The sequence below is a fragment of the Streptomyces dengpaensis genome (assembly GCF_002946835.1).
Taxonomy (GTDB): Bacteria; Actinomycetota; Actinomycetes; order Streptomycetales; family Streptomycetaceae; genus Streptomyces; species Streptomyces dengpaensis.
The window spans coordinates 2,249,586-2,276,382 of sequence record NZ_CP026652.1 but is presented as its reverse complement, the minus strand read 5'-3'; the positions used below and the strand labels follow the sequence as shown (position 1 = coordinate 2,276,382).

16 protein-coding genes and 1 pseudogene are annotated in these 26,797 nt (G+C 72.2%); 8 read left to right on the top strand and 9 right to left on the bottom strand.

Annotated features, from left to right (window positions below):
- Positions 1-125: 125 nt before the first annotated feature.
- The 4 genes from C4B68_RS10245 to C4B68_RS10230 all read left to right on the top strand — a co-directional run bounded on the left by C4B68_RS10245 (position 126) and on the right by C4B68_RS10230 (position 4,458).
- Positions 126-731 (top strand): YdbC family protein, encoded by a 606-nt coding sequence (locus tag C4B68_RS10245; RefSeq protein WP_099504028.1) that lies wholly within the window; start codon positions 126-128, stop codon positions 729-731.
- A gap of 145 nt (positions 732-876) precedes the next feature.
- Positions 877-1,536 carry a histidine phosphatase family protein gene (locus tag C4B68_RS10240; RefSeq protein ID WP_099503893.1) on the top strand — a complete coding sequence of 220 codons (660 nt, stop codon included), beginning with the start codon at positions 877-879 and terminating at the stop codon, positions 1,534-1,536.
- Positions 1,537-1,548: 12 nt separating this feature from the next.
- Entirely contained in the window at positions 1,549-2,478 is a 930-nt protein-coding gene (locus tag C4B68_RS10235; RefSeq protein WP_099503891.1) for an ADP-ribosylglycohydrolase family protein, read from the top strand.
- A 258-nt stretch (positions 2,479-2,736) separates the two neighbouring features.
- Positions 2,737-4,458, top strand: coding sequence for a DUF4153 domain-containing protein (locus tag C4B68_RS10230; RefSeq protein ID WP_373682246.1), 1,722 nt, complete (start codon positions 2,737-2,739; stop codon positions 4,456-4,458).
- 189 nt (positions 4,459-4,647) lie between these two features.
- On the opposite strand, the gene C4B68_RS10225 is transcribed toward C4B68_RS10230, so the two are convergent.
- Entirely contained in the window at positions 4,648-6,204 is a 1,557-nt protein-coding gene (locus C4B68_RS10225; protein WP_099503890.1) for an MFS transporter, read from the bottom strand.
- Positions 6,205-6,377: 173 nt separating this feature from the next.
- Between C4B68_RS10225 and C4B68_RS10220 the strand changes: the two genes are divergently transcribed.
- From C4B68_RS10220 to C4B68_RS10210, 3 genes are all read left to right on the top strand, one after another.
- Complete coding sequence (locus tag C4B68_RS10220; RefSeq protein WP_099503888.1) at positions 6,378-7,040, top strand: TetR/AcrR family transcriptional regulator; 663 nt, start codon at positions 6,378-6,380, stop codon at positions 7,038-7,040.
- 108 nt (positions 7,041-7,148) lie between these two features.
- Positions 7,149-7,850 carry a ribonuclease HII gene (locus C4B68_RS10215; protein WP_099503886.1) on the top strand — a complete coding sequence of 234 codons (702 nt, stop codon included), beginning with the start codon at positions 7,149-7,151 and terminating at the stop codon, positions 7,848-7,850.
- Between the two features lie 68 nt (positions 7,851-7,918).
- The gene (locus tag C4B68_RS10210) at positions 7,919-8,545 is read left to right on the top strand and encodes a hypothetical protein (RefSeq protein WP_099503884.1); all 627 of its coding nucleotides are present in this window, start codon (positions 7,919-7,921) and stop codon (positions 8,543-8,545) included.
- Between the two features lie 265 nt (positions 8,546-8,810).
- Here C4B68_RS10210 and C4B68_RS10205 read toward each other — a convergent pair whose 3' ends face one another.
- On the bottom strand, positions 8,811-9,446 hold the full coding sequence (locus C4B68_RS10205; RefSeq protein ID WP_099503882.1) for a hypothetical protein: 636 nt from the start codon (positions 9,444-9,446) through the stop codon (positions 8,811-8,813).
- Between the two features lie 391 nt (positions 9,447-9,837).
- Between C4B68_RS10205 and C4B68_RS10200 the strand changes: the two genes are divergently transcribed.
- Positions 9,838-11,997, top strand: a complete 2,160-nt coding sequence (locus tag C4B68_RS10200) for a RecQ family ATP-dependent DNA helicase (RefSeq protein WP_099504023.1) — start codon at positions 9,838-9,840, stop codon at positions 11,995-11,997.
- A 135-nt stretch (positions 11,998-12,132) separates the two neighbouring features.
- On the opposite strand, the pseudogene C4B68_RS43120 reads toward C4B68_RS10200, so the two are convergent.
- From C4B68_RS43120 to C4B68_RS10165, 7 genes and pseudogenes are all read right to left on the bottom strand, one after another.
- Positions 12,133-12,372: pseudogene (locus tag C4B68_RS43120) on the bottom strand (asparagine synthase-related protein); the annotation flags it as partial.
- Between the two features lie 40 nt (positions 12,373-12,412).
- Positions 12,413-14,221, bottom strand: a complete 1,809-nt coding sequence (locus tag C4B68_RS10190; RefSeq protein ID WP_099503880.1) for an amino acid adenylation domain-containing protein — start codon at positions 14,219-14,221, stop codon at positions 12,413-12,415.
- A gap of 18 nt (positions 14,222-14,239) precedes the next feature.
- Positions 14,240-15,004, bottom strand: coding sequence for a thioesterase II family protein (locus C4B68_RS10185; protein ID WP_099503878.1), 765 nt, complete (start codon positions 15,002-15,004; stop codon positions 14,240-14,242).
- Positions 15,005-15,026: 22 nt separating this feature from the next.
- Positions 15,027-16,313: a M18 family aminopeptidase gene (locus C4B68_RS10180; RefSeq protein WP_099503877.1), complete on the bottom strand. Its 1,287-nt coding sequence runs from the start codon at positions 16,311-16,313 to the stop codon at positions 15,027-15,029.
- On the bottom strand, positions 16,310-21,904 hold the full coding sequence (locus tag C4B68_RS10175) for a MupA/Atu3671 family FMN-dependent luciferase-like monooxygenase (protein WP_099503875.1): 5,595 nt from the start codon (positions 21,902-21,904) through the stop codon (positions 16,310-16,312). The genes C4B68_RS10180 and C4B68_RS10175 overlap by 4 nt, the downstream gene beginning before the upstream one ends.
- Positions 21,901-25,197, bottom strand: a complete 3,297-nt coding sequence (locus C4B68_RS10170) for a type I polyketide synthase (RefSeq protein WP_099503873.1) — start codon at positions 25,195-25,197, stop codon at positions 21,901-21,903. Before C4B68_RS10170 ends, C4B68_RS10175 begins: the two co-directional genes overlap by 4 nt.
- Complete coding sequence (locus C4B68_RS10165) at positions 25,142-26,425, bottom strand: MFS transporter (protein WP_107475410.1); 1,284 nt, start codon at positions 26,423-26,425, stop codon at positions 25,142-25,144. Before C4B68_RS10165 ends, C4B68_RS10170 begins: the two co-directional genes overlap by 56 nt.
- Between the last annotated feature and the right edge of the window lie 372 nt (positions 26,426-26,797).

Sequence of the window (26,797 nt, the reverse complement as noted above, 5' to 3'; positions counted from 1 at the left end):
CTTCCTGGCCCAACTGCCCTGCGGTCGTGGCCGGTTGTCCATCGTGCCACGCGTGCGGGGCCTTTGCGCGGATGTACTCCGCCGAGGGTGACCGGCGCCACGCGCCCTGGCCTTACGATGGCGCGGTGCTGGTCAAGTGGATTCGCTGCACCGTGGTGGACCGCCGCGGTTTCGAGCGGGGGCAGCGAAAGTGGGCGGGGCTTCTGGGGGAGCCGGGTTTTCGAGGACAGGGCGGAGGCTGGAGCCGGGGGCGGCCCGGAGTGGCACATATCTTCGCCTTCTGGGAGAGCCGCGCCTTCTATGACTCCTTCATGGCGCGCTCCCACGACCGGCTGGCGGCAGCCCAGGCGGGCACTTTCAAGGACATCCAGGTCAAACTGTTCGACTACCGCTTCGACGTGAAGACCGGCTTCGAGCCGCGCTTCACGGACGCCGATCTGGTGCGGGTGGCGCTCTGCCGCGTCCATGAGGAGCGCGCAGAGCACTTCATGCTGATGCAGGAGAAGGTCTGGAACCCCGCGATGGCGGGGTCCCCCGGCATGATCCGTGGGCTGTTCGGCGAGGCTCCGGGAAACGAGTTCCTGGTGCTGTCGATGTGGCATTCGGAGGCCGAGCACGGCAAGTACCGCACCGAGCGGGTGGAGCGGCTCGCGCTGAGGGCCCAGACGGAAGCCGACGTCGCGTCCCTCACGGGCGACATCGTGGAGCTGGAACCCGGCTGGACGGTCTGAGGGCCGCGCGCAGTGGTTTCTGTGGCGTTTGGCGGTGCCTGTGTGGAGGTGCCGTGTGGACCCACACCGTACCGAGCGTGTGACCTACACCGTATCGAGCCCGTACGAGTGCTCGATCGGCCGTGACACGATCTAGGGTTTTGGTATGGCACGACCACGGCGCATCGTCCTTGTCCGGCACGGCGAGTCAGCGGGCAATGCCGATGACACCGTCTACGAACGCGAGCCCGACCACGCGCTCGCACTCACCGAGAAGGGCTGGCAGCAGGCGGAGGAGACCGGCAAGCGGCTGCGGGAGCTCTTCGGACGGGAGCGCATAAGCGTTTACGTGTCCCCGTACCGCCGCACCCACGAGACGTTCCGCGCCTTCCAGCTCAACCCCGAGCTCGTCCGGGTGCGCGAAGAACCCCGGCTGCGCGAGCAGGACTGGGGGAACTGGCAGGACCGCGACGACGTACGCCTCCAGAAGGCGTACCGGGACGCGTACGGGCACTTCTTCTACCGCTTCGCGCAGGGCGAGTCGGGAGCCGACGTGTACGACCGGGTCGGCGGCTTCCTCGAGAGCCTGTACCGGAGCTTCGAGGCCCCCGACCATCCGCCGAACGTGCTCCTGGTGACCCATGGCCTGGCCATGCGGCTGTTCTGTATGCGCTGGTTCCACTGGACGGTGGCCGAGTTCGAATCGCTGTCGAACCCGGGGAACGGGGAGACGCGGATGCTCGTTCTGGGGGAGGACGGCAGGTACACGCTCGACCGGCCCTTTGACCAATGGTGTGAGCCGGAATCGTACGGGGTCACCGGATAGAGTGGCAGGGCGATGACCGCTGACTCCTCTTTCGACGGGCGCCTGGACCGCGCCCTGGCCAGCCTGCGCGGACTCGCGGTGGGGGACGCACTGGGCTCGCAGTTCTTCGTGCCCGCGAATTACCCGCTGCTCAAGCGCCGCGAGCTGCCGCCCGGTCCCTGGCAGTGGACGGACGACACCGAAATGGCCTCCTCCGTAGTGGCCATTCTGGCCGCGCACCGCCGCATCGACCAGGACGGTCTGGCCCGCTCCTTCGCCGAACACCACGACTTCGACCGGGGCTACGGGCCCGCGGTCAACCGGCTGCTGCGGCAGATCCGGGAAGGCGGCGACTGGCGCGAGCTGGCATCCGCCCTCTTCAAGGGCCAGGGCTCGTGGGGCAACGGTGCCGCGATGCGGATCGCCCCCTTGGGGGCCTGGTACGCGGACGACCCCGAGCAGGCCACACACCAGGCGGAGATCTCCGCGTACCCCACGCACCAGCACCGTGAGGCCGTGGGCGGCGCCATGGCCGTCGCCGCGGCAGCCGCCCTCGCGGCCGACCCGGCGGGCCCGCCGAGCGCCGCGGCGCTCCTCGACGGCGTCGTCGCGCTCGTGCCGCGCAGCGCCGTCGGCGCGGGGCTGCGGCGCGCGCGGGACATGCTCGACTATGGGGACGCCACGACCGTGGCGGCCGTGCTCGGCTGCGGCCGGCGCACGTCGGCGCACGACACCGTGCCGTTCGCGCTCTGGTCGGCGGCCCGGGCCCTGGGTGACTACGAAGAGGCCTTCTGGGTCACCGCCCAGGTCGGCGGCGATGTGGACACGACCTGCGCCATCGTGGGCGGCGTGATCGCCGCAGGGGCGGCGGGGGCGCCACCGGCTGCCTGGGCGGAGCGTACGGAGGGGCTGCCGGACTGGGTGCCGGGGCCTGCGTACGGGCGGGCGGCGAGCGGAGCCTAGGGGCGTACGGCCATCCCGAGTGGGCCGGGGCCGCCCTAGGGAGCCGGCTACCGAGCGTGAGGCGTCGGCCTCTGTCACAGGCTTGCTACAGCCCGGCTGCCACGCCCTGGGGCACCTTGACCGTGGATACTCTGTCCGCCACGCCGCCTGTTGATCATGACGGGCGTGCGCCGACGAGACACCGGTCAGCAGCCTTCCGCCGCAGCGGCACATTGTGGGCTGCCCAGAGGCCGGCTGGGAGGGGGTCCCGTGTCAGACATGCCGTCCACGCCCGAACCGAGAGACCAGGGAACGGCGAAGCAGCAGGTTCCGGAGGCGAAGGAGTCAGTTCCGGGGGCGAAGGAGCCGACGGTTCCGATGCAGCCGAGTGAACCGGGATCGAGCGGGCAGAGCCCCGGACCGGGTTCCACGAGTGGGCTGACCTCCGGACCCGGTTCTCAGAGGGACGCGACCGAGTCGGACGAAGACGCCGACTGGGCCGATCCGTCGCCCACGCCCGTCCCCTGGCTGGCCGGCCTTCAGGTCAGGCACCCTGCCCCGGTGCGTACCGCCACGCTGTGGGCCGCGCTCGCTACCGGGGTGGCCAGCATGCTGCTCCTTGGTGACGGGCTGGCGGTCAATCTCCTGCTGGTGGCGATCCCGGCCACGCTCGCCGCGTACTTCGCCGCCCAGGAGGCGGGACGACGCACGCGCGCGTGGACGCTGGTCTGGGGCATCGGCGGTATCGGTCTGCTGACCGTGCCCGCCCTGCGCGACGCGGACTGGCCCTCGTTCCTCGCCGTCGTCTCCGCGGTCGCGCTGGGCTCGCTCGCCCTGCACGGCGGCCGGACCTGGCCCGCCGTACTGCTCGGTCCCATCGGCCTGTTCAATGCCCTGGTCATCGGTCCCACCTGGGGCTGGACCGGGCTGCGCGAACGGTTCGGCGGTGCCCGCCGCGGCGTGGGCGCGGGGCTGCGCGCGCTCGTCGTCTCCCTGGCCCTGCTGCTGGTCTTCGGGGCGCTGTTCGCGGGGGCCGATGCCGCCTTCGCGGATCTCCTCGGGAATCTGGTGCCGGATGCCTCCGCCTCCGGCGGGTTCTGGCGCATCGTGCTTCTTGTGCTCGGCCTGGTCGGAGCGCTCGCGGCGGCCCACACGGCCGCCGCTCCCGTCCAGTGGGACCGGGTCGAGGTGCCCGCGGGCCGCCCCCGCGGCCGTGTCGAGTGGGCACTGCCGCTGATCGTGCTCACCGTGCTCTTCGCGGCCTTCAACGCCGTCCAACTCGTCGTTCTCTTCGGCGGATACGACGCCGTACTCGAGAAGACCGGCCAGACGTACGCCGAATACGCGCGGCAGGGCTTCTGGCAACTGCTCCTCGTCACGCTCCTGACCCTGCTCGTCATCGTCTTCGCACTGCGCTGGGCGCCGCGCGACGACGCGGGCGACCGGAAGCTGGTGCGGGGCGTGCTGGGAACTCTGTGCGGGCTGGCGCTCGTTGTCGTCGCATCGGCGGTGCGACGTATGGACATGTATGTGGAAGCTTATGGCTTGACGCGGCTGAGGGTCTCGGTGGTGGCCGTGGAGCTCTGGCTGGGCCTGGTCATCGTGCTCATCATGGCGGCAGGCGTATGGGGCGCCCGTTGGCTGCCGCGTGCCGTCGCGGCGAGCGCGGCCGCGGGTGTGCTCGCGTTCGGACTGATGTCGCCCGACGGTCTGATCGCCGGGCGCAATGTGCAGCGGTACGAGGACACGGGCAATTTCGACCTCGACTACGCGCGCGGCCTGTCCGCCGATGCCGTACCTGCCCTCGACAAGCTGACGGAGCCGTTGCGTTCGTGCGTGCTGCAGTCCATCGCGGAGGACCTGGGCGACAGCGACGGACCTTGGTACGCCACCAGTTGGGGAGAGGGACACGCGCGGGACATCCTTCGCCACCGGCCGCCGGCGAAGGACGCGGACTGGAGCGTGTGCAGCCGGGTGAGTGACGACCTCATGTACCGCTGAGGCCGCGATCTTGCGCTCCTGAGGCCGCAGCACGTACCGCTGAGGCCGCAACCTTGCGCCGTCGAGGCCGGCTCACGTATCACCCCCACCGGGACAAGCCGCCGTTCCCCGGGCGTAGTGCGGAAGGCCGGCCCGGCGTCCTTGCCGTCGGGTCCCCCGGACACCGGTCCGGCCTCCGCACCGCTCCCGTCAGCCTGCGGCAGGGCCTGCCGTGCCGGAGAGGGCGTCCATGTCGCTCTTGCGGACCCGGATCACCAGCGCTGCCGTGATCAGGGCCAGCAGGGCCATCGCGACCGCTGGTATGAAGGCGGCCGAGATGCCGTGGGCGAGTACCTCATGGCCCCAAGGAGCTGGCAGCTGGTGGGTCTTGGCGAACTCCGCCTTCTGCTCGGCCGTGCCGTCCGTCAGGAAGCCCGGCATCTGCTTCTCCGCCTCGTCACGGCTGGCCGAGCCGAAGACCGTGGTGAGGATGGAGAGACCCAGCGAACCGCCCACCTGCTGCGTGACGTTGAGCAGACCCGAGGCCGCGCCCGCCTCGTGCTGGGCGACACCTGAGACCGCGGTGACCGTCAGTGTCACGAAGTTCAGGCCCATGCCGAAGGCGAACAGCAGCATCGGGCCGAGCACGCCGCCGACGTACGAGCTGTCGGGGCTGATGAACGTCTGCCAGCCGAGCCCGAGCGCGACAAGGACCGACCCGACGACCATGAACGGCTTGGGGCCCAGCACCGGCAGGAACCGCTGCGACAGACCGGCGCCGACCGCGATCGCGACCGTCACCGGCAGGAAGGCCAGACCGGCGGAAATCGGGCTGTACCCCAGCACGTTCTGCACGAAGAGCACGATGTAGAAGAACATGCCGAACATCGCCGCGGCCAGGCTCAGCATGATCAGATACGTGCCCGAGCGATTGCGGTCGGCGAACATCCTCAGCGGGGTGATGGGCTCCTTGGCCCGCGTCTCCACGACTCCGAAGGCCAGCAGCAGCACCACGGCCGCACCGAACGACCCGATCGTGAGGCTGTCCCGCCAGCCCTCCTCCGAGGCGCGGATGAAGCCGTACACCAGGGACGCCATGCCGGCCGTCGAAGTGAGCGCACCCGCTATGTCGAACCGCCCGGGATGGCGTTCGGACTCGTTGATGTACATCGGCGTGAGCACGGCTATCAGGACACCGATGGGCACGTTGACGAAAAGGACCCACCGCCAGTCGAGCCACTCCGTGAGCATGCCGCCGGCGAGCAGACCGATCGCGCCACCGCCTGCCGAGACCGTGGCGAAAACGGCGAACGCCCGGTTCCGCTCAGGGCCCTCGGGGAATGTGGTGGTGATGAGTGCCAGCGACGTGGGCGACGCGATCGCGCCACCGACACCCTGCAGGGCACGCGCGGCCAGCAACTGCCAGGGCTCCTGGGCGAGTCCGCCGAGCAGCGAGGCGAAGGTGAACACCAGGATGCCGGTCATGAAGACCCGGCGCCGACCGAGGATGTCACCGGCCCGGGCGCCGAGAAGCAGCAGGCCACCGAAGGTGAGGGTGTACGCGCTGACCACCCAAGTCAGGTCGGTTGTACTGAACTTGAGCGCGTCTTGAATGTGTGGAAGGGCGATGTTCACAATCGTCGCGTCGAGTACCACCATGAGTTGGCAGGCCGCGATGACGGCGAGCGCGATGCCGGGGTGCCCCTCCCGGCGGGCCGCCCCCGGCTTGGGGCCCTTTGGGTCCTGAATCAACTGAGAGGTTGTCACTATGGTTCCCCCACGAGTGCGTTAGTGAACGCTCGCGTTCACTGTCGCGTCCAAGGTAGAGAGTCCCCGACAGTGAACGCAAGCGTTCACTGAAGTCGCCGATGGATGACGTCACATCAACCGCTCGCCCCTCCCCGAAAATCCCGCTCCCCTTGCACAACGGAGAGACTCAGATGGTTACTTCGCGTTGGACGGCCGCCCCCGCTCAGGCGGCCCCCTCCGCCCAGACGGCCGCCGCCTCCGCTCAGACGGCCTCCTCGCGCCGACGCGGTGCCGTGCTCGAGCGCGCGATCCTGGAGGCCGCGCTGGAACAACTCGGCACGGTCGGCTGGAACGGCCTCACCATGGAGGGCGTCGCCGCGCGTGCCCAGACCGGCAAGGCCGCGGTCTACCGCCGCTGGCCGTCCAAGGAGGACCTCGTCGCGGACGCGCTGCAGGCCGGACTGCCGGGCCTGACGGAGGCGCCCGACCTCGGGAGCATCCGGGAGGACCTGCTGGAGCTGTGCCGGAGGGTGCGTGAGGCGATGTTCTCGCAACCCGGACTCGCACTGCGCTCCGTGGTTTACGAATGCGACGCCGCTCAGGCCGAACGCTTTCAGCGGGTGATCCTCGGCCGGGTCGTCGAGCCGACCCTGCATCTGCTGCGTGAGGTCATCAGCCGTGGCATTGAGCGGGGGGAAGTGCGGCCCGACGCCGCGAACGCGTATGTCTTCGACGCTATTCCGGCGATGTTGATGTACCGCTCCAAGGTGTGCGCGAGCGAATGGGGCGAACGGGATCTGGAGGAGATGATCGACCAGCTGATGGTCCCGCTGCTGCGGCAGCGGGCCGCCTGATCGACTCCGGCGCGGACACCCTGGTTCACCGGCGAATGTGGACACCCTGGTTGCTCGGGGAAGCCGGGGTGTCGCGAGGGTCTCCGGGCGGCGTAGGCTGAGGGCGCCATGCCGTACGAACCACCCACTCACACCGTCGAGCGCTCCCTTCGCGCCACGACCGGAGCCAAGGTCATTGCCGGTGTTGACGAGGTGGGCCGCGGTGCGTGGGCCGGCCCGGTCACCGTCTGCGCCGTCGTCACGGGACTGCGTCGTCCGCCCGAAGGGCTCACCGACTCCAAGCTCCTGACCGTCAAGCGGCGTACCGCGCTCGCCGCCCAGTTGGAGAAGTGGGTGACCTCGTACGCCCTGGGCCATGCCTCTCCGGAGGAGATCGACGACCTGGGGATGACGGCCGCGCTCCGCCTGGCGGCCGTACGCGCCCTGGAAGCCCTGCCGGTCCGGCCCGACGCGGTCATCCTCGACGGGAAGCACGACTATCTCGGCGCGCCCTGGCGGGTCCGTACCGTGATCAAGGGCGACCAGTCGTGCGTCGCCGTCGCGGCGGCTTCGGTGATCGCCAAGGTTCAGCGCGACAAAATGATGGCCGAACTGGGGATCGACCATGCAGACTTCGGTTTTGCGGCCAACGCCGGGTACCCGTCGCCGGTCCACAAGGCCGCGCTGGAGGAGCGGGGCCCCACCCCGTACCACCGGTTGTCGTGGGCGTATCTTGATGCGCTGCCCCAGTGGCGGCATCTCAAGAAGGTCCGCAGCTGGGCGGACGGAAGCGTTCCGGAGATCGAGGGTCAGCTCGGCTTCGACTTCTGACGATTCCGCTCGCACTCATGTGCCACCCGCCGACGCGATGCGCACCGGCGTTTGATAAAAATCAGCTCATGCCTCTCATTCCCGAGGAGCCTCAGATTCACGAGAGTGCCCAGGGTCCCCGCGCTACTCCGGCCAGTGGCCGTACCGCGCCGACCCCCCGTCCCGTACCCGGCCCCCGTCCCGTGGCTCCGCCGCGTCCCGGCCGTCCGGGTCCTGTCCGGCCGATGCCGGCCCAACGCACCCCGCGTGAGCCGGCCGCGGCCACGCCGGGGCCGTCCGCCCCGGCGGCCGCATCCGCTGCCGCCACCCCGCAGATCCAGCTGATCCCGGCCTCGGCCGAGGGTGCGCTGGACGCCGCCGAAGAAGCCGTCGACCTGTTGCTGGAGTCGGGCCGCGCCCCTGGTGAGGTGCTGGTGATCACCACCGGCGAGCCGCACCCGTGGGCCGCGCACGAGCTCACCTTCGGTGAGGCCGCGTACTGGGCCCAGCACGACGCGGGCGACGACGTCTTCTACGCCGACGCCTCCGTCGCGGGCCGGGCCTCGTCCCGTTCCGTGGTCGTGGTCGCCGTCAACGGTGGCCCCGACGCGGCCGCTGCCACCGCCCTGCCCCTGGCCCTCGGCCGGGCCGGCGCCCTGCTGATCGTCTGCGGTGACCCGCAGCAGATCAACTCGGTGCTGGGCGCGGGGGTCTGAGCGGGTTCCGGACGCTGTCCGGGACTGGTTCGGGGCTCGTCCGGTGTACGTCCGGGGGGACGCTGAGGTGCCGCTGCGGCGGCACCTGTACAGCGGTCACTTCGGCGTACCCACGGTGGGCCGCGGCGTACGGTGCGGCCTTGTCGTAGGCGAGTCGTGTGTGTCGTACGTCTGCTGTGGCGTACGTCTGCCGTACGCCCCCTGGGTGAGCCGATTGCCCGGTCGTACGCCGTAGAACCGATCGGCCGGCCTCGGGACCGGTGTCTCAGCGGGCGGCCGCCCGGCGCAGTACCTCCGACGCGGCGCCACCGGTGCGCGGCAGCGGCGGCGGAACCTCGGACGGGCCGAAGGACTCCGGCGGCGAGTCCGCGTTGGGCCGGCGTCCGCCGCGGCCCTCCCCGAGGACCTGCCAGCCGTCACGCGTCAGGGTGATGTACGCCCCGCAGCGCAGCCCATGGAGCGTGCAGGCGTCCCGCAGCCCCCACATCCACGCCCCGTCCTCCTCCGTCCAGCGCGCGTCGCCGTCACGGCAGTAGAGCAGCACCGCCGTCCGGACCGGAGTGCGACGCCGCAGGTCGTGCGGGATGACCCGGCGCAGCTGCGCGAGCAGCGCGTTGCGGAACATCCAGCCGTCGGCCGGAGCCGACTGCCGTACGAAAGAGGCGCTCGCCCTCAGGCGCTCGTCCATGTCGAGGACGGCCACGACCGCGGTCGAGGGCCTCGGCAGATGCCGGGCGTGCAGTCCGCTGACGACCTCTCGGGGATTGCGCAGCAGCGGAATCCCGGCGGAGGCCCACTCGGCGGGTTCGAGTATCCGGGCCAGTGGGTTGGCGGAAGCGGCGGACAGGTCGGCAGACGTCGACATGGATGCCGCCGAGGACGGAGCGAATCCGAAGGTCACGGTCCTCCCTTCGGCTACGCGCCCACTCTGCGGGCGGGGTCGGACTTGGAGGGGGCGCACGCCGCCGCAGGGCCCTACCGGACTGCGGACGAGGCGTGCGGGGATCGGACCTCAATTCTTCCTGTCGAACTGGGCTGCGGCAACGAGCAATTGGAGCCATCGACCGTTTTCTGGCGAAATGTGACCTACATCCTTGCCTGGTGTTTCCATCGGCGACGTCTGGGTCACGCCCGCACGGCGAGGGCCGGCGGCAACGCCATCGAGGGCGGTCGTGGTTGAGCGCCTGGGCCTGGCCGTCTTCGATCGGTGCGCGATCGGTGACCGTTCGCAAGATTCTTGTCACGCTGGGTGAGGTGGCTCATTGTCAGTGCCATGGGGTTGCATGGGGGGCATGGACAACCTGGAGCTTCGCGCCGAAGCCGATGCCGTCCTTGCCGAGCTCGTCGGCGCCCCGGGGGGTGCGGCGCGGCTGCGGGAGGACCAGTGGCAGGCGGTGGCGGCTCTGGTGGAGGAGCGCCGGCGTGCCCTGGTGGTGCAGCGCACCGGCTGGGGCAAGTCTGCGGTGTACTTCGTCGCCACCGCCCTGCTGCGCCGACGCGGCTCCGGGCCGACGGTGATCGTCTCGCCGCTGCTGGCGCTGATGCGCAACCAGGTCGAGGCGGCGGAGCGTGCCGGTATTCGGGCGCGCACCATCAACTCGGCCAATCCGGAGGAGTGGGAGGCCATCCATGAGGAGGTCGAGCGCGGCGAGACCGACGTTCTCCTCGTCAGCCCGGAGCGCCTCAACTCTGTGGATTTTCGTGAGCAGACGCTGCCCAAGCTCGCGGCCACGACCGGTCTGCTGGTGGTCGACGAGGCGCACTGCATTTCCGACTGGGGTCACGACTTCCGGCCGGACTACCGCCGGTTGAGGGCGATGCTCGGCGACCTCCCGACCGGTGTTCCGGTGCTGGCCACCACGGCGACGGCCAACGCGCGGGTCACAGCGGATGTGGCCGAACAGCTGGGCACCGGCGCCGGCGAGGCCCTGGTGCTGAGGGGCCCGCTCGAGCGGGAGAGCCTGCGGCTGGGAGCGGTCCAGCTGCCGGACGCCGCGCACCGCCTGGCGTGGCTCGCCGAGCACCTGGACGAGCTGCCGGGCTCCGGGATCATCTACACGCTGACGGTGGCCGCGGCCGAGGAGGCCACGGCCTACCTTCGGCAGCGCGGCTTCCAGGTGGCCTCGTACACGGGACGCACGGAGAACGCCGACCGGCTGCAGGCCGAGGCCGACCTGCTGGAGAACCGGGTCAAGGCGCTGGTCGCGACGTCAGCGCTCGGGATGGGCTTCGACAAGCCTGACTTGGGCTTCGTGGTCCATCTCGGCTCGCCGTCCTCGCCGATCGCCTACTACCAGCAGGTCGGCCGCGCCGGTCGCGGGGTGGCTCACGCCGATGTGCTGCTGCTGCCGGGCAAGGAGGACGAGGCCATCTGGCGCTACTTGGCCGATACGGCCTTCCCGCCCGAAGTGCAGGTTCGCGAGACCCTCTCGGCCCTCAGCAGTGCCGGACGGCCGCTGTCCGTGCCGGCTCTGGAGGCCCTGGTCGACCTCCGGCGCACCCGTCTGGAGACCATGCTGAAGGTGCTCGACGTGGACGGGGCGGTCAAGCGGGTGAAGGGCGGCTGGATCTCCACCGGCGAGCCGTGGGTCTACGACACCGAGCGGTACGCCTGGGTCGCTCGGCAGCGGGCGGCCGAGCAGCAGGCCATGCGCGACTACGTGAGCACCTCGCAGTGCCGGATGGAGTTCCTGCGCCGGCAGCTGGACGACGAGGGGGCGACCCCGTGCGGCCGTTGCGACAACTGCGCGGGTCCCTGGGCCGACTCCTCCGTCTCGGCGGAGACGCTGACGGCGGCGGCAAAGGAACTGGACCGCCCGGGGGTGGAGGTCGAGCCGCGCCGGATGTGGCCGACGGGGATGCCCGCACTGGGCATCGACCTCAAGGGGCGCATCCCGGCCAAGGAGCAGTGCTCCACCGGGCGCGCCCTGGGACGGCTCTCGGACATCGGCTGGGGCAACCGGCTGCGCCCGCTGCTGGCCGAGAACGCGCCCGACGGTCCGGTCCCCGACGATGTCCTGCGGGCCGCGGTGGCGGTCCTCGCCGACTGGGCGCGCTCACCGGGCGGTTGGGCGCCGAATGTCCCGGACTCCTCTGCCCGGCCGGTGGGAGTCGTCGCTGTGCCCTCCCTGACCCGCCCGCAACTGGTCGGTTCCCTCGCCCAGGGAATCGCGGCCATCGGCCGCCTCCCCTTCCTGGGCACGCTGACGTACACCGGATCGAGCGACGTGCACGCGGCGCGCCGCAGCAACTCCGCGCAACGCCTCAGAGAGCTGTCCGGCGCCTTCGCCGTCTCCGAGGACCTGGCGGCTGCCCTGGCCGGCTCTCCCGGGCCCGTCCTGCTCGTGGACGACCGCACGGACTCCGGCTGGACCCTCGCGGTCGCTGCCCGCCTGCTCCGCCGGGCAGGCAGCGGACAGGTCCTTCCCCTGGTCCTCGCCGCGGCAGGCTGAGCCTCTCCAGAGCGCTCCGGCGTCGGCCCGGGTGCCCGGCTGCGCCTGGCGGCCCCGACGGCGCGCGGCGCGCTGGGGTTCAGGCGCGTCCGGTCCTGGTGAGCCGTGCCGCCTCCCCGGCCTGGCGGCGATCGCCGGGCGCACGTACGCGTCGGCGAAGGTCTGCCGGGAGTCCACGAGGTGCAGCCGCACGCCGAGGTGGTCGGCCGTGTGCCGCAGCGCGTCGACGTCCTCGCCCGCGCCCAGGTCGACGCTGAGCGCGTGCACGTCGGTGAACCCCGCCCGGGTCAGGCGATGCAGCAGATACGTGCTGTCCAGGCCGCCGCTGAAGAGGGTGACCACGGGGCGGTGCCGGTCGAGCGCGCCGTTCGTCAGGTCGGCGAACGAGCGGATGGGCCGGGGCGGTCGTCGAGGGTCAACTCGCCCGCTCCTGGCGTGAGGTCATGAGGCCGCGGAGTTCTTCCGTGAACGCCTGCGGGGTCGGTTCGCGCAGCAGTGCCGCCAGCGGGATGTCCACCGTGGTGCGCTCGCGCAGCGTTTCCACGACCCGGACGACCCGGAAGGAGTCGCCGCCCAGGTCGAAGAAGTCGTCGTCCGGATCGATCGCGTCCACCTCCAGCACGTCCCGCCACACCGCGACGACGAGTTCCTCGAGGTCCGCGGGCCACTCGGGCGCCGGCAGCGAAGGCGCGGGCTCCAGCCGCGCCCGCTCCTCCAGCAGTGCCCGGTCCAGCTTGCCGTTGGCGGTCAGCGGCAGCGCGTCGAGCACGTCGATGGTGCGCGGGACCATGGAGTGCGGCAGCCGGGCGCGCAGGTGCTCGCGCACGGACGTCCGCAGGGCGGGCGCGGGCGGCGCGTCGTCCCCGGGCACCACGTAGGCGGCCAGCGCCTTGTCCGTGCCCGAGCCATGGGCGACGACCGCCGCCTGCCGGACCCCCGGACACCGCACGGCCGTCGCCTCGATCTCGCCGAGCTCGATGCGGATCCCACGGATCTTCACCTGCCGGTCGGCGCGGCCCAGGAACTCCAGGGAGCCGTCCGGCCGGGCCACCCGCACCAGATCGCCGGAGCGGTACAGCCGCCCGTACGGCGTGACGACGAAGCGTTCCGCCGTGAGGTCCGGGCGGTGCAGATAGCCGAGCGCGAGACCTGCGCCGCCGATGTACAGCTCGCCCGGCTCGCCCTCGGGCACGGGGGCGCCAAAGGCGTCGAGGATCCACAGCTCCGTGTCCCGTACGGGCCCGCCGATCAGCACCGTGCCGGGGTCGGGGTCGCGCGGGCAGACCCAGGCCGTGCAGTAGATCGTGCACTCGCTGGGCCCGTACATGTTCGTCAGCGTCGCGGTGGAACGGGCGTGGAACCGCGCCACCAGATCGGGGCTGAGCGGCTCGCCGCCGGTGAGGACCTGGCGGATGCCGTCGTAGCGCTCGGCCGGGTCACGGGCCAGCAGGAACAGGTCGAGCAGCGACACCACGCAGTAGAAGGTGGTGATCGCGTGGTCCCGGATCAGGGCCGCGAGATGGTCCGCGTCGCGCTGCCGGCCCGGCTCCGCGAGGACGACCGTGGCGCCCGCGAGCAGGGGCCAGTACGTCTCGCTCAGATACATGTCGAAGCTGCACGCCGTGTGATGGATCATCCGGTCGTGCTCGTCCATGCGATGCGTGGACTGCAGGGCGTTCAGCCGCGAGACGAGCGCGCGATGGCTGATCAGCGAGGCCTTGGGCCGGCCCGTGGACCCCGACGTATAGATGATCACGACCGGGTCGTCCGGCGAGCCGCCGGTCGCGGGCGCGGGTTCGGGCGCGTATGCCGCGCACTCCTCGCCGGTCAGCACGAGCACGCCGTCGAGGTCCGCGAAGCGGTCACGGAACCGGCGTTCGGTGAGCACCGCACGCGGTGCGCAGTCCCGCGTCGTGGCGCGGACGCGGCGCTCCGGGTCGCGCACGTCGAGCGCGGCGTGCGCGGCGCCCGCGAACGCGACACCGAGCATCGCCACCACGAACTCCACGGACCGCTCGTGGTGCACCACCACCCGGTCCCCGGGCCGCACCCCATGGGCGCGCAGCGCGGCGGCGGTGCGCAGCACCCGCTCCTTCAACTCGCCCATGGTGACGACGGTGTCGGCGCAGATCAGGGCGGGCAGCGTGGGGTCACGGTCCCAGCGCTCCAGGAGGAGGGCGTCGATGCGGTGGCGTACGTCGGTGGCGGGGACGGTCGTCGTCATGGCGGCAGACCTCACGAACTAGGCCGTTTCGATGGGGAAGTGGTCGAGGTTGCCCGCGATGGCGTCCACCAGCAGGGCCGGGCTCTCGGTGAGCAGCAGATGGCCGCCGGGCAGCCACACCGTCCGGCTGTGCGCGGTGAACAGATCCCAGTCCTCGGTGCGCTCCTCGGAGCACAGCGGGTCCGCGTCGCCGAAGACCGTGAGCAGCGGGCAGGTCAGCGGCGGATCGGGCGGCGACGTGTAGTCCTCGACGGCCCGCATGTCCGCGACGATCGACGGGAGCAGGAGCGCCAGCATCTCCCGGTCGGCCGCCAGCGAGTCCGGCACGCCGCCGAACTTCCGCAGGATGTCGAGAACCTGGTCGGGGTCGTCGGTGTCGCGCAGCCGCGGCCGCTCCGGGTCCGGCTTCTCGGTGACCGCCCACTGAGAGACGGCCACGAACCCGGCGACCGTCGCGTCGCCCTCGCGCTGCAGCGCCCGGACCGCCTCCAGGCCGATCACCGCCCCCGAGCACACGCCGACGACGAGCAGCGGCGCCGTACCGGGCAGCGCCCGCACCGTCGCCACGACATCGGCCACCAGCTCCGACAGGTCGCGGGCGGTCTCCCGGACCCGCGACTCACGGCCGGGCAGCCGCGTCGTCGCCACCTGCCAGTCGGCCGGGGCGTGCGCGGCGAACGGGGCGCCGCTCGCCGCGCCCGCACCCGCGTGCGGCACCAGCAGCACCCGCCACGCGGCGTCCTCCGGACCGGCACCCTTGAGCGTGAACGTCTTCACGGGCATGTCCCGTCGCTCCCCGTCGTCCTCAGCCCGCCGTCACGAACTCGGCGAGCGCACGCGCCAGATGGACCGGATCTTCGGCCCCGACCAGTTCGCGCGCGGAGTGCATGGACAGACCGGGCACGCCCACGTCGACCGTGGTGACCCCCAGACGGGCGGCGGTGAGCGGGCCGATCGACGTGCCGCACGGCATCGCGTTGTTCGAGACGAACCGCTGCCACGGCACCCCGGCCCGCTCGCACGCCGCGACGAACGCGGCGTAGCCGGTGCCCTCGGTGGCGTAGCGCTGGTTGACGTTGACCTTGATGACCGGTCCGCCGTTGGGCAGCGGACGGTTGTCCGGGTCGTGCCGCTCGGCGTAGTTGGGGTGGACGGCGTGCGACATGTCGGCGGAGACGCACAGCGCGCCCGCGAGGGCCCGCGCCCAGTCTTCGCCCGAGCCGCCGCGTACGGCCACCGAACGGCTCAGCACCCGTTCCAGCAGCGGCCCCTGGGCGCCGGTCTCGGAGCCGCTGCCGACCTCCTCGTGGTCGAACGCGGCGAGCACCGGCACCCGGTCGGGCGGCACCGTGCCGACGGCGGCGGTCAGCGCGGTGACGCCCGCGTGCACCGACAGCAGATTGTCGAGCCGCGACGACACCAGGAACTCGCGGTGCGCGCCGAGCCGCCCGGGCGGCTGTACATCGTGCAGCATCAGGTCCCAGCCGAGCAGTTCGGCCGTGTCGAGTCCGGCCTCGCGTGCGACGCGGGCGAGCAGCGCGCCTCGCTCGGGTGCGCCGAGCGACCAGATCGGCTGGGTCTGCCGCTGCCGGTCGAGGGCCAGTCCGTCGTTGACGGAGCGGTCGAGGTGGATCGCCAACTGCGGTACTCGCAGCAGCGGTTCGTCGACCTTCACCAGCACGTTCGAGCCGTCGCGCAGCGTCAGCCGGCCCGAGATCCCCAGGTCCCGGTCGAGCCACGTGTTGAGCGGCACGCCTCCGTAGACCTCCACGGCGATCTGCCGCCACCCGGCCGAGCCGGTGTCAGGGGTCGGCTTGACCCGCAGGTTCGGCGAGTCGGTGTGTGCGCCGACGATCCGGAACGGCGCGTGTGCGGGCGCGCCCTCGGGGACGTACCAGGCGAGCAGCGCGCCGCCCTTGCACAGGAAGCGGCCGCCGCTGTGGCCCTTCCACTCCTCGGTCCCGGTCAGCTCGGTGAAACCGGCCTTCTCCAGACGGCGCGCCGCCTGCGCCACCGCGTGGTACGGCGATGGGCTGTCGCGGAGGAAGGCGAGCAGATCCTCCACGTGGTCGTGGTCGGTGGGGAGGGTCATACGGAGTCCGCCTCCTCGGGCGTGGGGTGAGGGTCGAGAAGTGCCGCGACGGGACGCCCGGGGTGCGCACACAGCTCCCCGAGCAGCGCCGCGTAGGACGAGAGGAGTTCCTCGGCACTGGCCTCGTCCCACAGGTCCGCCGAGTACTCGAGGAAGGTGCGCAGGCCGAGGGCCGGATCGCGGCGCGGCGACAGGCCGAAGCAGAGCTCGGCGCGGGCGACCGGCGGCGCCAGGTCCTCGACCTCGACGCCGAGTCCGGGGATCTCGATGTCGGTATCGGTGTAGTTCTGGAACGCCAGCACGTTCGGCACCCGGTCGGGCACCTCGGTGGCACCGGCCTCGCGCATGGCCCGCATGATGCGTGCCGTCGGCAGGACGTGCGCCATGACGGCCAGGGACTCGGCGCCGACGCGGGCCACCAGGTCGGTGAAGGTCTCGGCCGGGTCGACGCGGACGCGCACCATCACGGCCGTGGACACCATCGCCACGAGCGATTCGGCGGCCGTTCCCTCCCGGTTCGCGTACGGCACGCTCAGCAGGACGTCCCGCTCCCCGGACAGCCGTGCCAGGTGCACCCCGAGCGCGGCCGCCGCGACCGCGAACGGCGTCATATGCACGGATGACGCCAACTTCTCCATGTCCGCCCGGAGTTCGGCGGACAGGGTGCCGCGTACGGTGCCGCCGTCGCCGCTCAGCCGCTCGGGCCGGGGCCGGTCCGTGGGCGTGTCCAGTCGGCACGGTGCCCCGGCGAGGTAGTCGGCGCAGAACGCGGCGCGCCGGGCCTCCTCGCGCGGGTCCTGCGCCGCGAGCAGTTCCCGTGCGTAGTCCGTGGGCTGCGCGGAGGGCGCGCCGAGCGGGTACGGGAGTCCGGCCGCCGCGGCCGTGCAGAGCGCCGCGAGTTCCGACATCAGCACCGAGTGGGACCAGCCGTCGGCGCTGATGTGGTGCAGCACGAACATCAGCACCCACTCGTCCTCGGTCACCCGCAGCAGCCGCGTCCTGGGCAGGGTGGGCTCGGAGAGGTCGAACGGGGCCGCCGCCATCCGCCGGCACACGGCGTCGGCGCGGGCCGCCGCCTGCTCGGGCGCCAGCCGCGTGAGGTCGTCGACGCGCAGCCGCGGCTCCGGTGCGGTGACGACCTCCTGCCACCACGCCTTGTCGGCGTCCCGCACGAAGCGCGTCCGCAGGGCGTGGTGCCGTTCGACCAGGTGCCCGAGCGCCGTGCGCAGCGCGTCCGGGTCCAGGGCGCCCGTGAAGCGGATCCGGGTCGGCACGTTCCAGACCTGCGCCTGCGGGAAAGCGTGGTGGGCCGCGATCATGCGGTCCTGCTGCGGGCTCACCGGGGCGCGGTCGGCCACCTCGTCGGCGGGCCCGTCGACGGGTTCACGGCCCACGGCCGCCCCGAGTTGCCCGGCCATCGCGGTGAGCGTCGCGTCCGCGAAGAAGTCCGCCAGCGCCACCTCCGCGTGCAGCTCGTCGCGCACCCGGTTCACGAGGCGGATCGCGGCGATCGAATTGCCGCCGAGGTCGAAGAAGTTGGCGTCGTCGGGCACGGAGCCGACACCGAGCACCGACTGCCACACCGCGCGCAACTCCTCGGCGGGCGCGACCGATCCGGCGGGCGGGGCGGATCCGGCCGACGCGGCCGATCCGGCGCCCGTCGCCGCGCGCGGCCGGGTGTCCCGCACCAGCTCCGCGCCGCCCTCCGTCAGCGAGCGCAGCACCCGGTCCAGGTCGGACAGGTAACCCTGTACGGTCCCGGCGTCGAAGAGGTCCGCGTCGTACCGGATCCGCAGCCGCAGCCCTGACGGCGTGCGCACCGCCATCAGGGCGAGCTCCAGCGGCGCCGACGCGGAGCCACCGGCGACCTCCTCGGCGCGCAGGCCCGGCAGCCGGACTCGGCTCAGCGGCGCCGTGTCGAGGTCCGCGGAGACGGTCACGAGCGGGCGCGGGTTGCCGGGGTCCGGGTGGAGCCGCGTCAACAGCTCGTCCAGATCCACGTGTTGGTGCCGGGCGGCCTCGAACAGCGCGTCACGCGTGGCCCGTACGGCATCGGTCAGCGGCGTGCCGTCGGTGAACGCCGCGCGCAGCGGCAGCACCGCCGCGTGGAAGCCGACGGTGTGCGCGGCCTCTGGCGCGCGCCGCCCGAACGTGGAGCCGATGACGAACTCGTCCAGGCCCGACCGCTCGCGCAGCACCAGCTGCCAGGCGGTGAGCAGCGTCGCGAACAGGGTGACGCCGCGCTGCCCGCTCCACTCCTGCAGCGCGTCCGCCCGGCCGGCGTCCAGCGGCAGCTCGGCCGCCGCGCCGCCGCCGGACGCCCGGCGTCCGCGCGGCCGGTCGGTGGGCGGCGCGAGCACCGGCGGCAGCGGGTCCAGATACTTCAGCCACCACTCCAAGTCGGCGGGGTCCGCGGGGAGTTCGGGAGCGCCGAGCGTGCTGCCCGCGGACGCCGCGAACCGGGCCTCGCGGCCCTCGACCCGAGCCGCATAGAGCTCCTGGAGGTCGTCCGCGAGCAGCCGCGCCGAGTGGCCGTCCGTGACGAGATGGTGCAGCCCGAGGAGCAGCACATGGTCGTCGTCGGCGAGCGTCAGCAGCCCCGGCGCGACCAGCGGTCCTTCGGCGAGGTCGTGGACGCGGGCGCTCTCCTCGCGCAGGGCCGCCGCGATGGCCGCGCCGGGATCCTGGCCACGGGCGTCCGTCACGTCCAGCGGGACCCGCAGCCCGGCGCGTACGACCTGCTGGAGCAGGCCGTCCTCGCCGCCCGCCCGGAACACCGTGCGCAGTCCCGCATGCCGCGCCACCAGCCCGTCGATCGCCTCGGACAGCGCCGGTACGTCGAGGGCGCCGCGCAGCCGGACCGACTGGATCTCGTTGTACGCGGCCGGGTCCCCGATCAGCTGGGCGGCGAGCCACAACCTGCGCTGCGCGGCCGTCGCGGGTGCCGTCAGCTCGGTGTCGCGGGTCGCGGCGCGCAGCGCGTCGAGGTGCTCGAGTCCGGAGCGCATCAGCTCGGCGGGCATCCCGAAGTCGACGAGCGCGGCGATCTCGTCGACGCCCGCCGCGCGCAGCGCCGCCACCACCGGGGCGCAGGTCTCCGGGGTGCCGATCAGCGCACGCTCGTCGCAGTACCGGTCGTAGGCCCGCAGGAACAGATACTCCAGGTCCTCGTCGCTCGCCTCCGCCACGTCCCGCGGCCCCGCGCCAGATGCGCCCGCGGCGGAGCGCATCTGCAGGGACGAGCGCAGATAGCGGGTCATCGGCTCGCGGGCCTGCGCGCGGGCCGTGGCGTGGTCGCCGCCGAGGTAGGTGTGCAGCAGCACGGTCACGCGCCCGGCATCCGGGTCGAGGCCGTGCTTGGCGCGGGTGGCCCGGTAGTGGGCGATGTTCGCGGCGAGTTCGGCCACGGTCTGGTTCATCAGGTTCGTGACGATGCCGAGATCGCGGCGCGCCGCCTCCTCGTACGACTCCGGCCGCCCGGACGTCGCCAGGAACATCGGCGGCGCTTCCTGCGCGGGCCGCGGATACGTCCGTACGTCGAGGGCCCGGCCGTCGCCGGACTCGCGCCGCAGCGTGCCGCCGCGCCACAGGGTCCGTACGGCGTCGAGATGGTCGAAGGCGATGTCCTTGCGGCGGGCGAAACGGTCCGGGTGCAGGGCGAAGTCCTGCGCGTGCCACCCGGTGGCGCAGCCCAGGCCGACCCGGCCGCCGGACAGCCGGTCCACGACCGCCCACTCCTCCGCCACCCGCACCGGGTCGTGCAGCGGCAGCACCACGGAACCGGCGTTGAGCCGGATCCGCTCCGTCTCCCTGGCCAGCGCCGATGCCAGCACGGCCGGGTTGGGGAACAGGCCGCCGAAGGAGTGGAAATGCCGTTCGGGGATCCACAGCGAACTGAAGCCGCGCTCGTCGGCGAACCGGGCCGTCTCCACGATCCGGTCGTACGCCTCGTCGGTGTCACCGGAATCGGGATAGTCGCCGAAGAAGTAGACGCCGAAGTCCGGGGCGGGGCGCCGGAGTCGAGGGCTTGGGGCCGCCGCGATGCGTGGCTTGGCCGTCGGGAAGAAGCCGCCGTCGCGCAGCTCCCGCAGCGAGTCCTTCACCGCGTCCGCGACCCGCTCGACGTCGGAGTCCGTGTGGGCGGTGGACAGGTAGAAACTGCGCCACTCCCACACATAGATCCCTCGCAGCAGCAGGTGCTGGTACAGCAGATCCATGTCAGCGCGGTGCGTGAAGCGGAACATGGAGCCGAAGTGGGTGAGCTCCAGGGGGAATTCCTCGCCCCTGAAGAACGTGTTCACGTGAGTGGCGAGGGCGTCAGTGCAGGCGTTGAGGCGTTCCTGGAGGGCGGGGCCCTCGGCGGCGAGGTGCGTGAGCACGGCCTTGGCCGCCGCCATCGACAGCGGGTGCTGCATATAGGTGCCGCCTAAGAACGTCGTCTCCGCCTCCGGGCTGCTGTCGTCGCCGTAGCGCCAGAATCCGCCGTCGACGCCGTCGAGGATGTCGGCGCGGCCCGCGATCGCGCCGATCGGGAAACCGCTGCCCAGCGCCTTCCCGTACGTCGCCAGGTCCGGGACGACGCCGAAGTGGTGCTGTGCGCCGCGTGGGTGCGGGCGCAGACCGGTCAGCATCTCGTCGAAGAGCAGCACGATGCCGCGCCGCCGTGTCAACTCCCGTAATCGCTGGAGGAATTCGACGGGACGCAGGGAAGGGTTGCGGCACTGGACCGGTTCGACGATCACCGCCGCGACCGTGTCGCCGAGCGTGTGGATGGTGTCGAGGGCGTCCTCGCTGCCGTACTCCAGGACGAGCAGGTCCGCCACGGCACTGTCCGGGATTCCACGCGATACCGGCACGGCGCGTCCGCCGTCCGGGCCGGGGCGGCCGAGCACCGAGTCGATGTGGCCGTGGTAGGAGCCGCGGAACATCACCACGCGGTCGCGGCCCGTCGCCGCGCGCGCGAGGCGGATCGCGGCGGAGTTGGCCTCGGTACCGGAGTTCGCGAACGCGACCCGCTCCATCCCGGTCAACTCGGCCAGCAACTGGGCGACTTCACCCGCCTCGACGGGACGTGGCCCGAACCGCAGCCCGTCCGCCATGTGCGCGCACACCGCCTCTGTCACGAACTCCGGCTCGTGCCCGAACAGCAGGGCGCCGAACCCCATCGTGATGTCGGTGTAGTCGTTGCCGTCGACGTCCGTGAGGTGCGCCCCGCGGGCCGAGCGGGCGGCGATCGGGTACAGCGTCTCCTTGGTGGCGCGCCGGAACCCGACGACGGCCCGGCTGTCCGCGAGCACCGCCCGCTGCCGCTGCGCCGTCTCCTTGGACGTGCGGGTGCGTTCGGCCAGCCGCCGGGCCAGGTCGTCCGCGTGGGCCCGCTGGCCGGCGTCCGCCGTGTCCCCGGCCATCCCTGAGCCCTCGGGCAGGGTGACGCGCGGGCCGTGCACGACGGGGGCCTCGGGCGCCGCGGGGATTTCGGGTGCCGCGGGGGCCTCGGGTGCCGGGGAACTCAACTTTGCGCGCGCTGCCGCCAGTTGCTTCGTCAGCGCGCGCGAGAGCTCCGCTGCGCGGTCCGCCGCCGTGGCCGTCATCGGGCGGTGCGGTCGGCGCCGAGGAGGGCCACCGCCTCGGAGAGCTGGGTCAGCATCGCCGACTGGGTCTCGGCCAGCAGGTTGATCTGCCGGGTGAGTTCGGCGATCTCGGCGCGGGTGGCATACCCGTCCGGTGCGGGCGACGCCGGGGGTTTCGTGGGCGTGATCACCTGCGCCTCGGGCGCCGGTGCGGGGTGTGCGCGGCGCTCCTCGATCAGCCGTGCCGTCAACTCGGGCGTTCCCGCCTCCTCCAGGATCTCCCGTATCGCGATCCGCACGTCGAACTCCGCCTCCAACTGGCGGAGCATGCCGATGAGCTGAAGTGAGTCGGCGCCGAGCCCCACATAGGTGCGGGCCGGTGTCACCTCGTCCGGGGCGAAGCCCAGATGGCGGGCGGTCAGTTCGCGCACCCGGTCGAGCACGGACCGTTCCTGCGCCGTCACTGCGGCCACTGAGTCCTCCTTGGAAGGGTCGGGTGCGGGCGCGGGGCCCGTCCAGTAGGAACGGTGCTGGAAGGGGTAGGTCGGCAGCGGGATCCGGTGGCCCGCCTGTCCGTCGAGGAGCGCCGCCCAGTCGACGGGAACCCCGGCGCAGTGCAGCCCGGCCACCGCCGACCACAGCCCGTCGGCGCCGGGCGCCCGGCCCTGCGTCGGCAGGCACGGGACATCCGGCAGCACCCGTCGGGCCATGCCGGTGAAGGGCGCGCCGGGCCCCAGCTCCACCAGCACGTCACGGCTGGCGAGCGCGCGCAGTACGGCGTGGAAGTCGGCGGTCTGCCGGGCCTGCCGCACCAGATAGTCGGCGTCCGGCCGCCACCCCGGCGGTCGTACGGTGCCGTCCAGGCCGGAAACGAACTCCGTCTCCACGGGCCGCAGTTCGGTTTTTCCGGCCACCGCCCGCAGTTCGTCGAGGATCGGGTCGAGCAGCGCCGTGTGGAAGGCGCGGTCGACCGGGAGCGGCTCGCAGGGCACGTCGGCCAGGTGGCTCCGCGCTGCGGCCACCGCGCCGGGGCGACCCGCGACGACATGGTGCTCGGGCCCGTTCGACACGGCGAGTTCGAGCCCCGCACCCACCGCGTCGAGCAGCGCCCGCACCCGCTCGTACGGGGCGAACACCGCGAGCATCGCGCCGGGCTCGGTGTCCCGCATCAGCCGGCCCCGGCGGCACAGCAGCCGCATCCCGTCCTCCAGGGACAGCGCACCTGCCGCGCACAGCGCCGCGTACTCGCCGACGCTGTGCCCGGCGACCGCGACGGGGCGCACCCTGAACCGCCGCCACAACCGTGCCTGCGCCACCTGCAGCGCGAACAGGGCGGGCTGCGCGAACGCTGTGTCCCACACCGCGGGTCCCGTCCCGTCGACCAGGCGGGCCGTGAAATCCCGTTCCTCGGTCTCCTGCCGGTGGATCCGCGCACAGGCGTCCAGCGTTTCGGCGACGAGTGGAAAACGTCTCGCCAGGGCGGCCGCTATGCCGGGCGCGGTACCGCCCTGCCCGCTGAAGAGGAACACCGGCGCCGCGGTGCTCGTCACCACACCGGTGCGGTACGCGGCCGGGTCCGGCCTGCCCGCGAGGAACGCGTCGAGCCCGGCTGCCAGGCCCCGCGTCCCGGACGCGGTCACCACCAGCCGGTGGTCGAGGTGGCGGCGGCCGAGCGCGGTCGTCGTGAGGAGATCGGCCGGGGCAAGCCCCGGATCGCGGTCGAGCGCGTCGCGGAACGACCGCGCGTACTGCGCGAGCGCTTCGGGGGAGCGGGCCGACAACGGCAGCAGGGCGGATGCTTCGGGGGAGCGGGTCGACACCGGCAGCAGGGCGGATGCTTCGGGGGAGCGGGTCGACACCGGCAGCAGGGCGGATGCTTCGGGGGAGCGGGTCGACACCGGCAGCAGGGCGGATGCTTCGGGGGAGCGGGTCGACACCGGCAGCAGCGCGGGCGCGGCCGACGGTTTCGATGCCGGTAAGGCCGACGGCTTCCGTGCCGGGGCGGGCGGCGCCTGCTCGAGGATGACGTGGGCGTTCGTGCCGCCCATGCCGATGGAGTGCACGCCCGCACGGCGGGGCCCGGCCGGGTCGGCGGGCCAGGGTGCCGCCCGGCGCGGCAGGACGAACGGGCTGCCGGACACACCCAGGCGGGGATTGGGGCGGGTGAAGTTCACCAGCGGCGGGAGCGTCCCGTGCCGCAGCACCAGGATCGCCTTGATCAGCCCGGCTAAGCCTGCCGCGCTGTCCAGATGCCCGATCGCGGGCTTCGTCGAGCCGAGCGCGCAGAAGCCGGTGCGGTCGGTGTGCCGGCGGAACGCCTCAGTGAGCGCCGCGAACTCGATCGGATCGCCCTTGTACGTGCCGGTGCCATGCGCCTCCACGTACCCGATCGACTCGGCCGGCACCCCCGCCGACTCCAGCGCGGTAAGGACTGCGTCCCGCTGCCCCGCGACGCCCGGCGCGGCGAAACCCGCCTTGTCCGCGCCGTCGTTGGTGACCGCCGAGCCGAGGATCACCGCGTGCACGGTGTCGCCGTCGGCGAGCGCCCGCTCCAGCGGCTTCAGGAGCACGGCCGCCGCACCGTTCCCGCCGACGGTGCCGTCGGCCGCCGCGTCGAAGGCACGGACAGCGCCCGTCGGCGAGATGGTGGACCCCTTCACGTGCCGGTGCCCGGTGATCTGCGGCAGATGCAGAGCCGCCGAACCGACCACCATCAGGTCCGCGTCGCCCGCGAGCAGCGCCTGACCGGCCAGATGCACCGAGACCAGCGCACTGGAGCAGGCCGTCGCGACATTGACCGCCGGGCCGTCGAGACCGAGCCGGAACGCCGCCCGGTTCGCCGTGAAATCCGGGTAGTTGCCGACCTGGATCTGCTTGACGGCCGTCCAGTCGTCGCCGCCCGCCGCCGCACCGATGTTGTGCGCCAGATAGCTGTGCAGGGAGTAGAGGCGATAGCCGACGCTCGCGTACACGCCGACACGCGCGTCCGTGCCCGCGTAGCCGCCGTCCTCCAGTGCCTGCTCGCACACCTCGAGGAACAGCCGCTGCTGCGGATCCGTCACCGTCGCCTCGCGCCCGCTCATCCCGAAGAACGCCGCGTCGAACCCGTCGATCCCGGGCAGCAGCGCGCTCGCTCCGGTGAACTCCGGGTCCCGGTAGGTCTCCTCGGGCACGCCCGCCGCCGCGAACTCGGCGTCGGTGAAGCGGCGCACGTGGGTCACACCCGCCACGATGTCGCGCCAGTACGCGTCCGGAGTGTCAGCCCCCGGAAACCTCAGCGCCATCCCGACGACCGCCATGCGCCGGTCCCGCATCGACCCCTCCCTCCCCGCTCGTGGGCCGAACTCCCTGCTGCCGCAGCAGCTGCGCCACGAAGACCACCGCCACCACGATGGCCACACCGTGCGCCACCCCCACCACCGACAGCGGCGAGAAGACGTCGAGCGCGGCCGCGACCGCGATCATGCCGACGCCGAAGCCGAGGTTCTCCACCGTGGCCGAGAGCCCGAAGGCATGGGTGCGCAGCTCCGTCGGCAGGGTCTGCAGATGCGAGCTGTACGACACCTCGGTGATGCCGTCGGCCGCGCCCGCGAGCAGCGCAACCAGGATGGTCAGGGCCCAGGGGAGCCCTGCGAACGCCAGGATGAACGTCGCCGACATCGCGATCGTGCCGAGGCCGAAACCGAGCGCCCCGACCGTCCGCCCCGACCGCTTCACGTACCGCTGCAGTACCTGCTGCACCAGCACATTGCCCATCGCCCACACGCACCAGAAGACACTCACGAACACCGCGGGCCGGTCGGCGTCCAGCTCCGTGGAGTACACCGGCAAAGCCGCGTTGTGCGAGGACGAGCCGAGCGCGTCGATCCCGCGCAGCGCCACCATCACCGCGATGAGCGGGGCCGCGCCGAGCGCGATGAGGGCGGTCGGCAGGCGCCGCCTGCCCCGCTGCGCCCGCGCGTCGTCTTCGCGCGCCTTCGGCGGGCGCCCCGGCAGCGGCAGCAGCGCCACCGTGGTGGCACACACCAGGAAGGTCGTCATGTCGATCAGGAACGCGGCGGTGTAGCCGAGCAGCGAAACGACAACGCCGGACGAGGCGAACCCGGCCACCATGGCCAGCGAACGGCCGCTCACCATCAGGGAGTTGGCCCAGGTGTGCCGGCCTTCGTCCACCATGTCCGGGATCGAGCTGCGGAAGGCGACCATGAAGAAGGTGCCCGCGGCGCCGACCGTCGCCGAGACGACGAAGAGCGCGGCCGTGCGCAGCCCGTCCGGCGCGCACACCAGCAGCACGAGCGCCGCCGCCTGCACGACGTTGGACCAGAACATCACGGGCTTGGCCGTCCACCGCGCCAGCAGCGGTGCGGCGGCGAGCCCCGCCAGGAACCCCGCGCCGAGCCGCACGGCCATGAACACGCCGACCGCCAGGGCCCGGTCCGTGACCGCGTACACGTACAGATTGAGCGCGACCAGATTCAGGAACGTGCCATAGGAGGAGATGGCATAACCGGTCACCAGGGTGCGGTACCGGCGTTCCTTCATGGGCGATTCCTTTGCGAACGTGTGAGCGAGCGCTAACGCTCCGCACCCTAGACGGCAGGATCCGCCTTCCGCAGGAGGATCATGGAATTTGTCCGGGGGCCGTACGCGGTCGCGCGCGCCGCAAGGTGTACGCCCTCCCGCACAAGGCGGAATCCGGCCGTCCAGACGAGTATCCGGCCGGCGCGGCCCGGTCGAGCGGCGGGCGGTTCCAGAACGACATGGAGACGCAGGGGCGGTACGCAGGTCTCCGTTGACGCCGGTACGCAGGTCTTCGGTGGCCGTGGGCCGCGGGTATTCGTTGGTCATGGCCCGATGAAATCCGATGGGTCGGACATCACGCGAACGCGCCCGCCGAGCTGTGGACAACTCTTG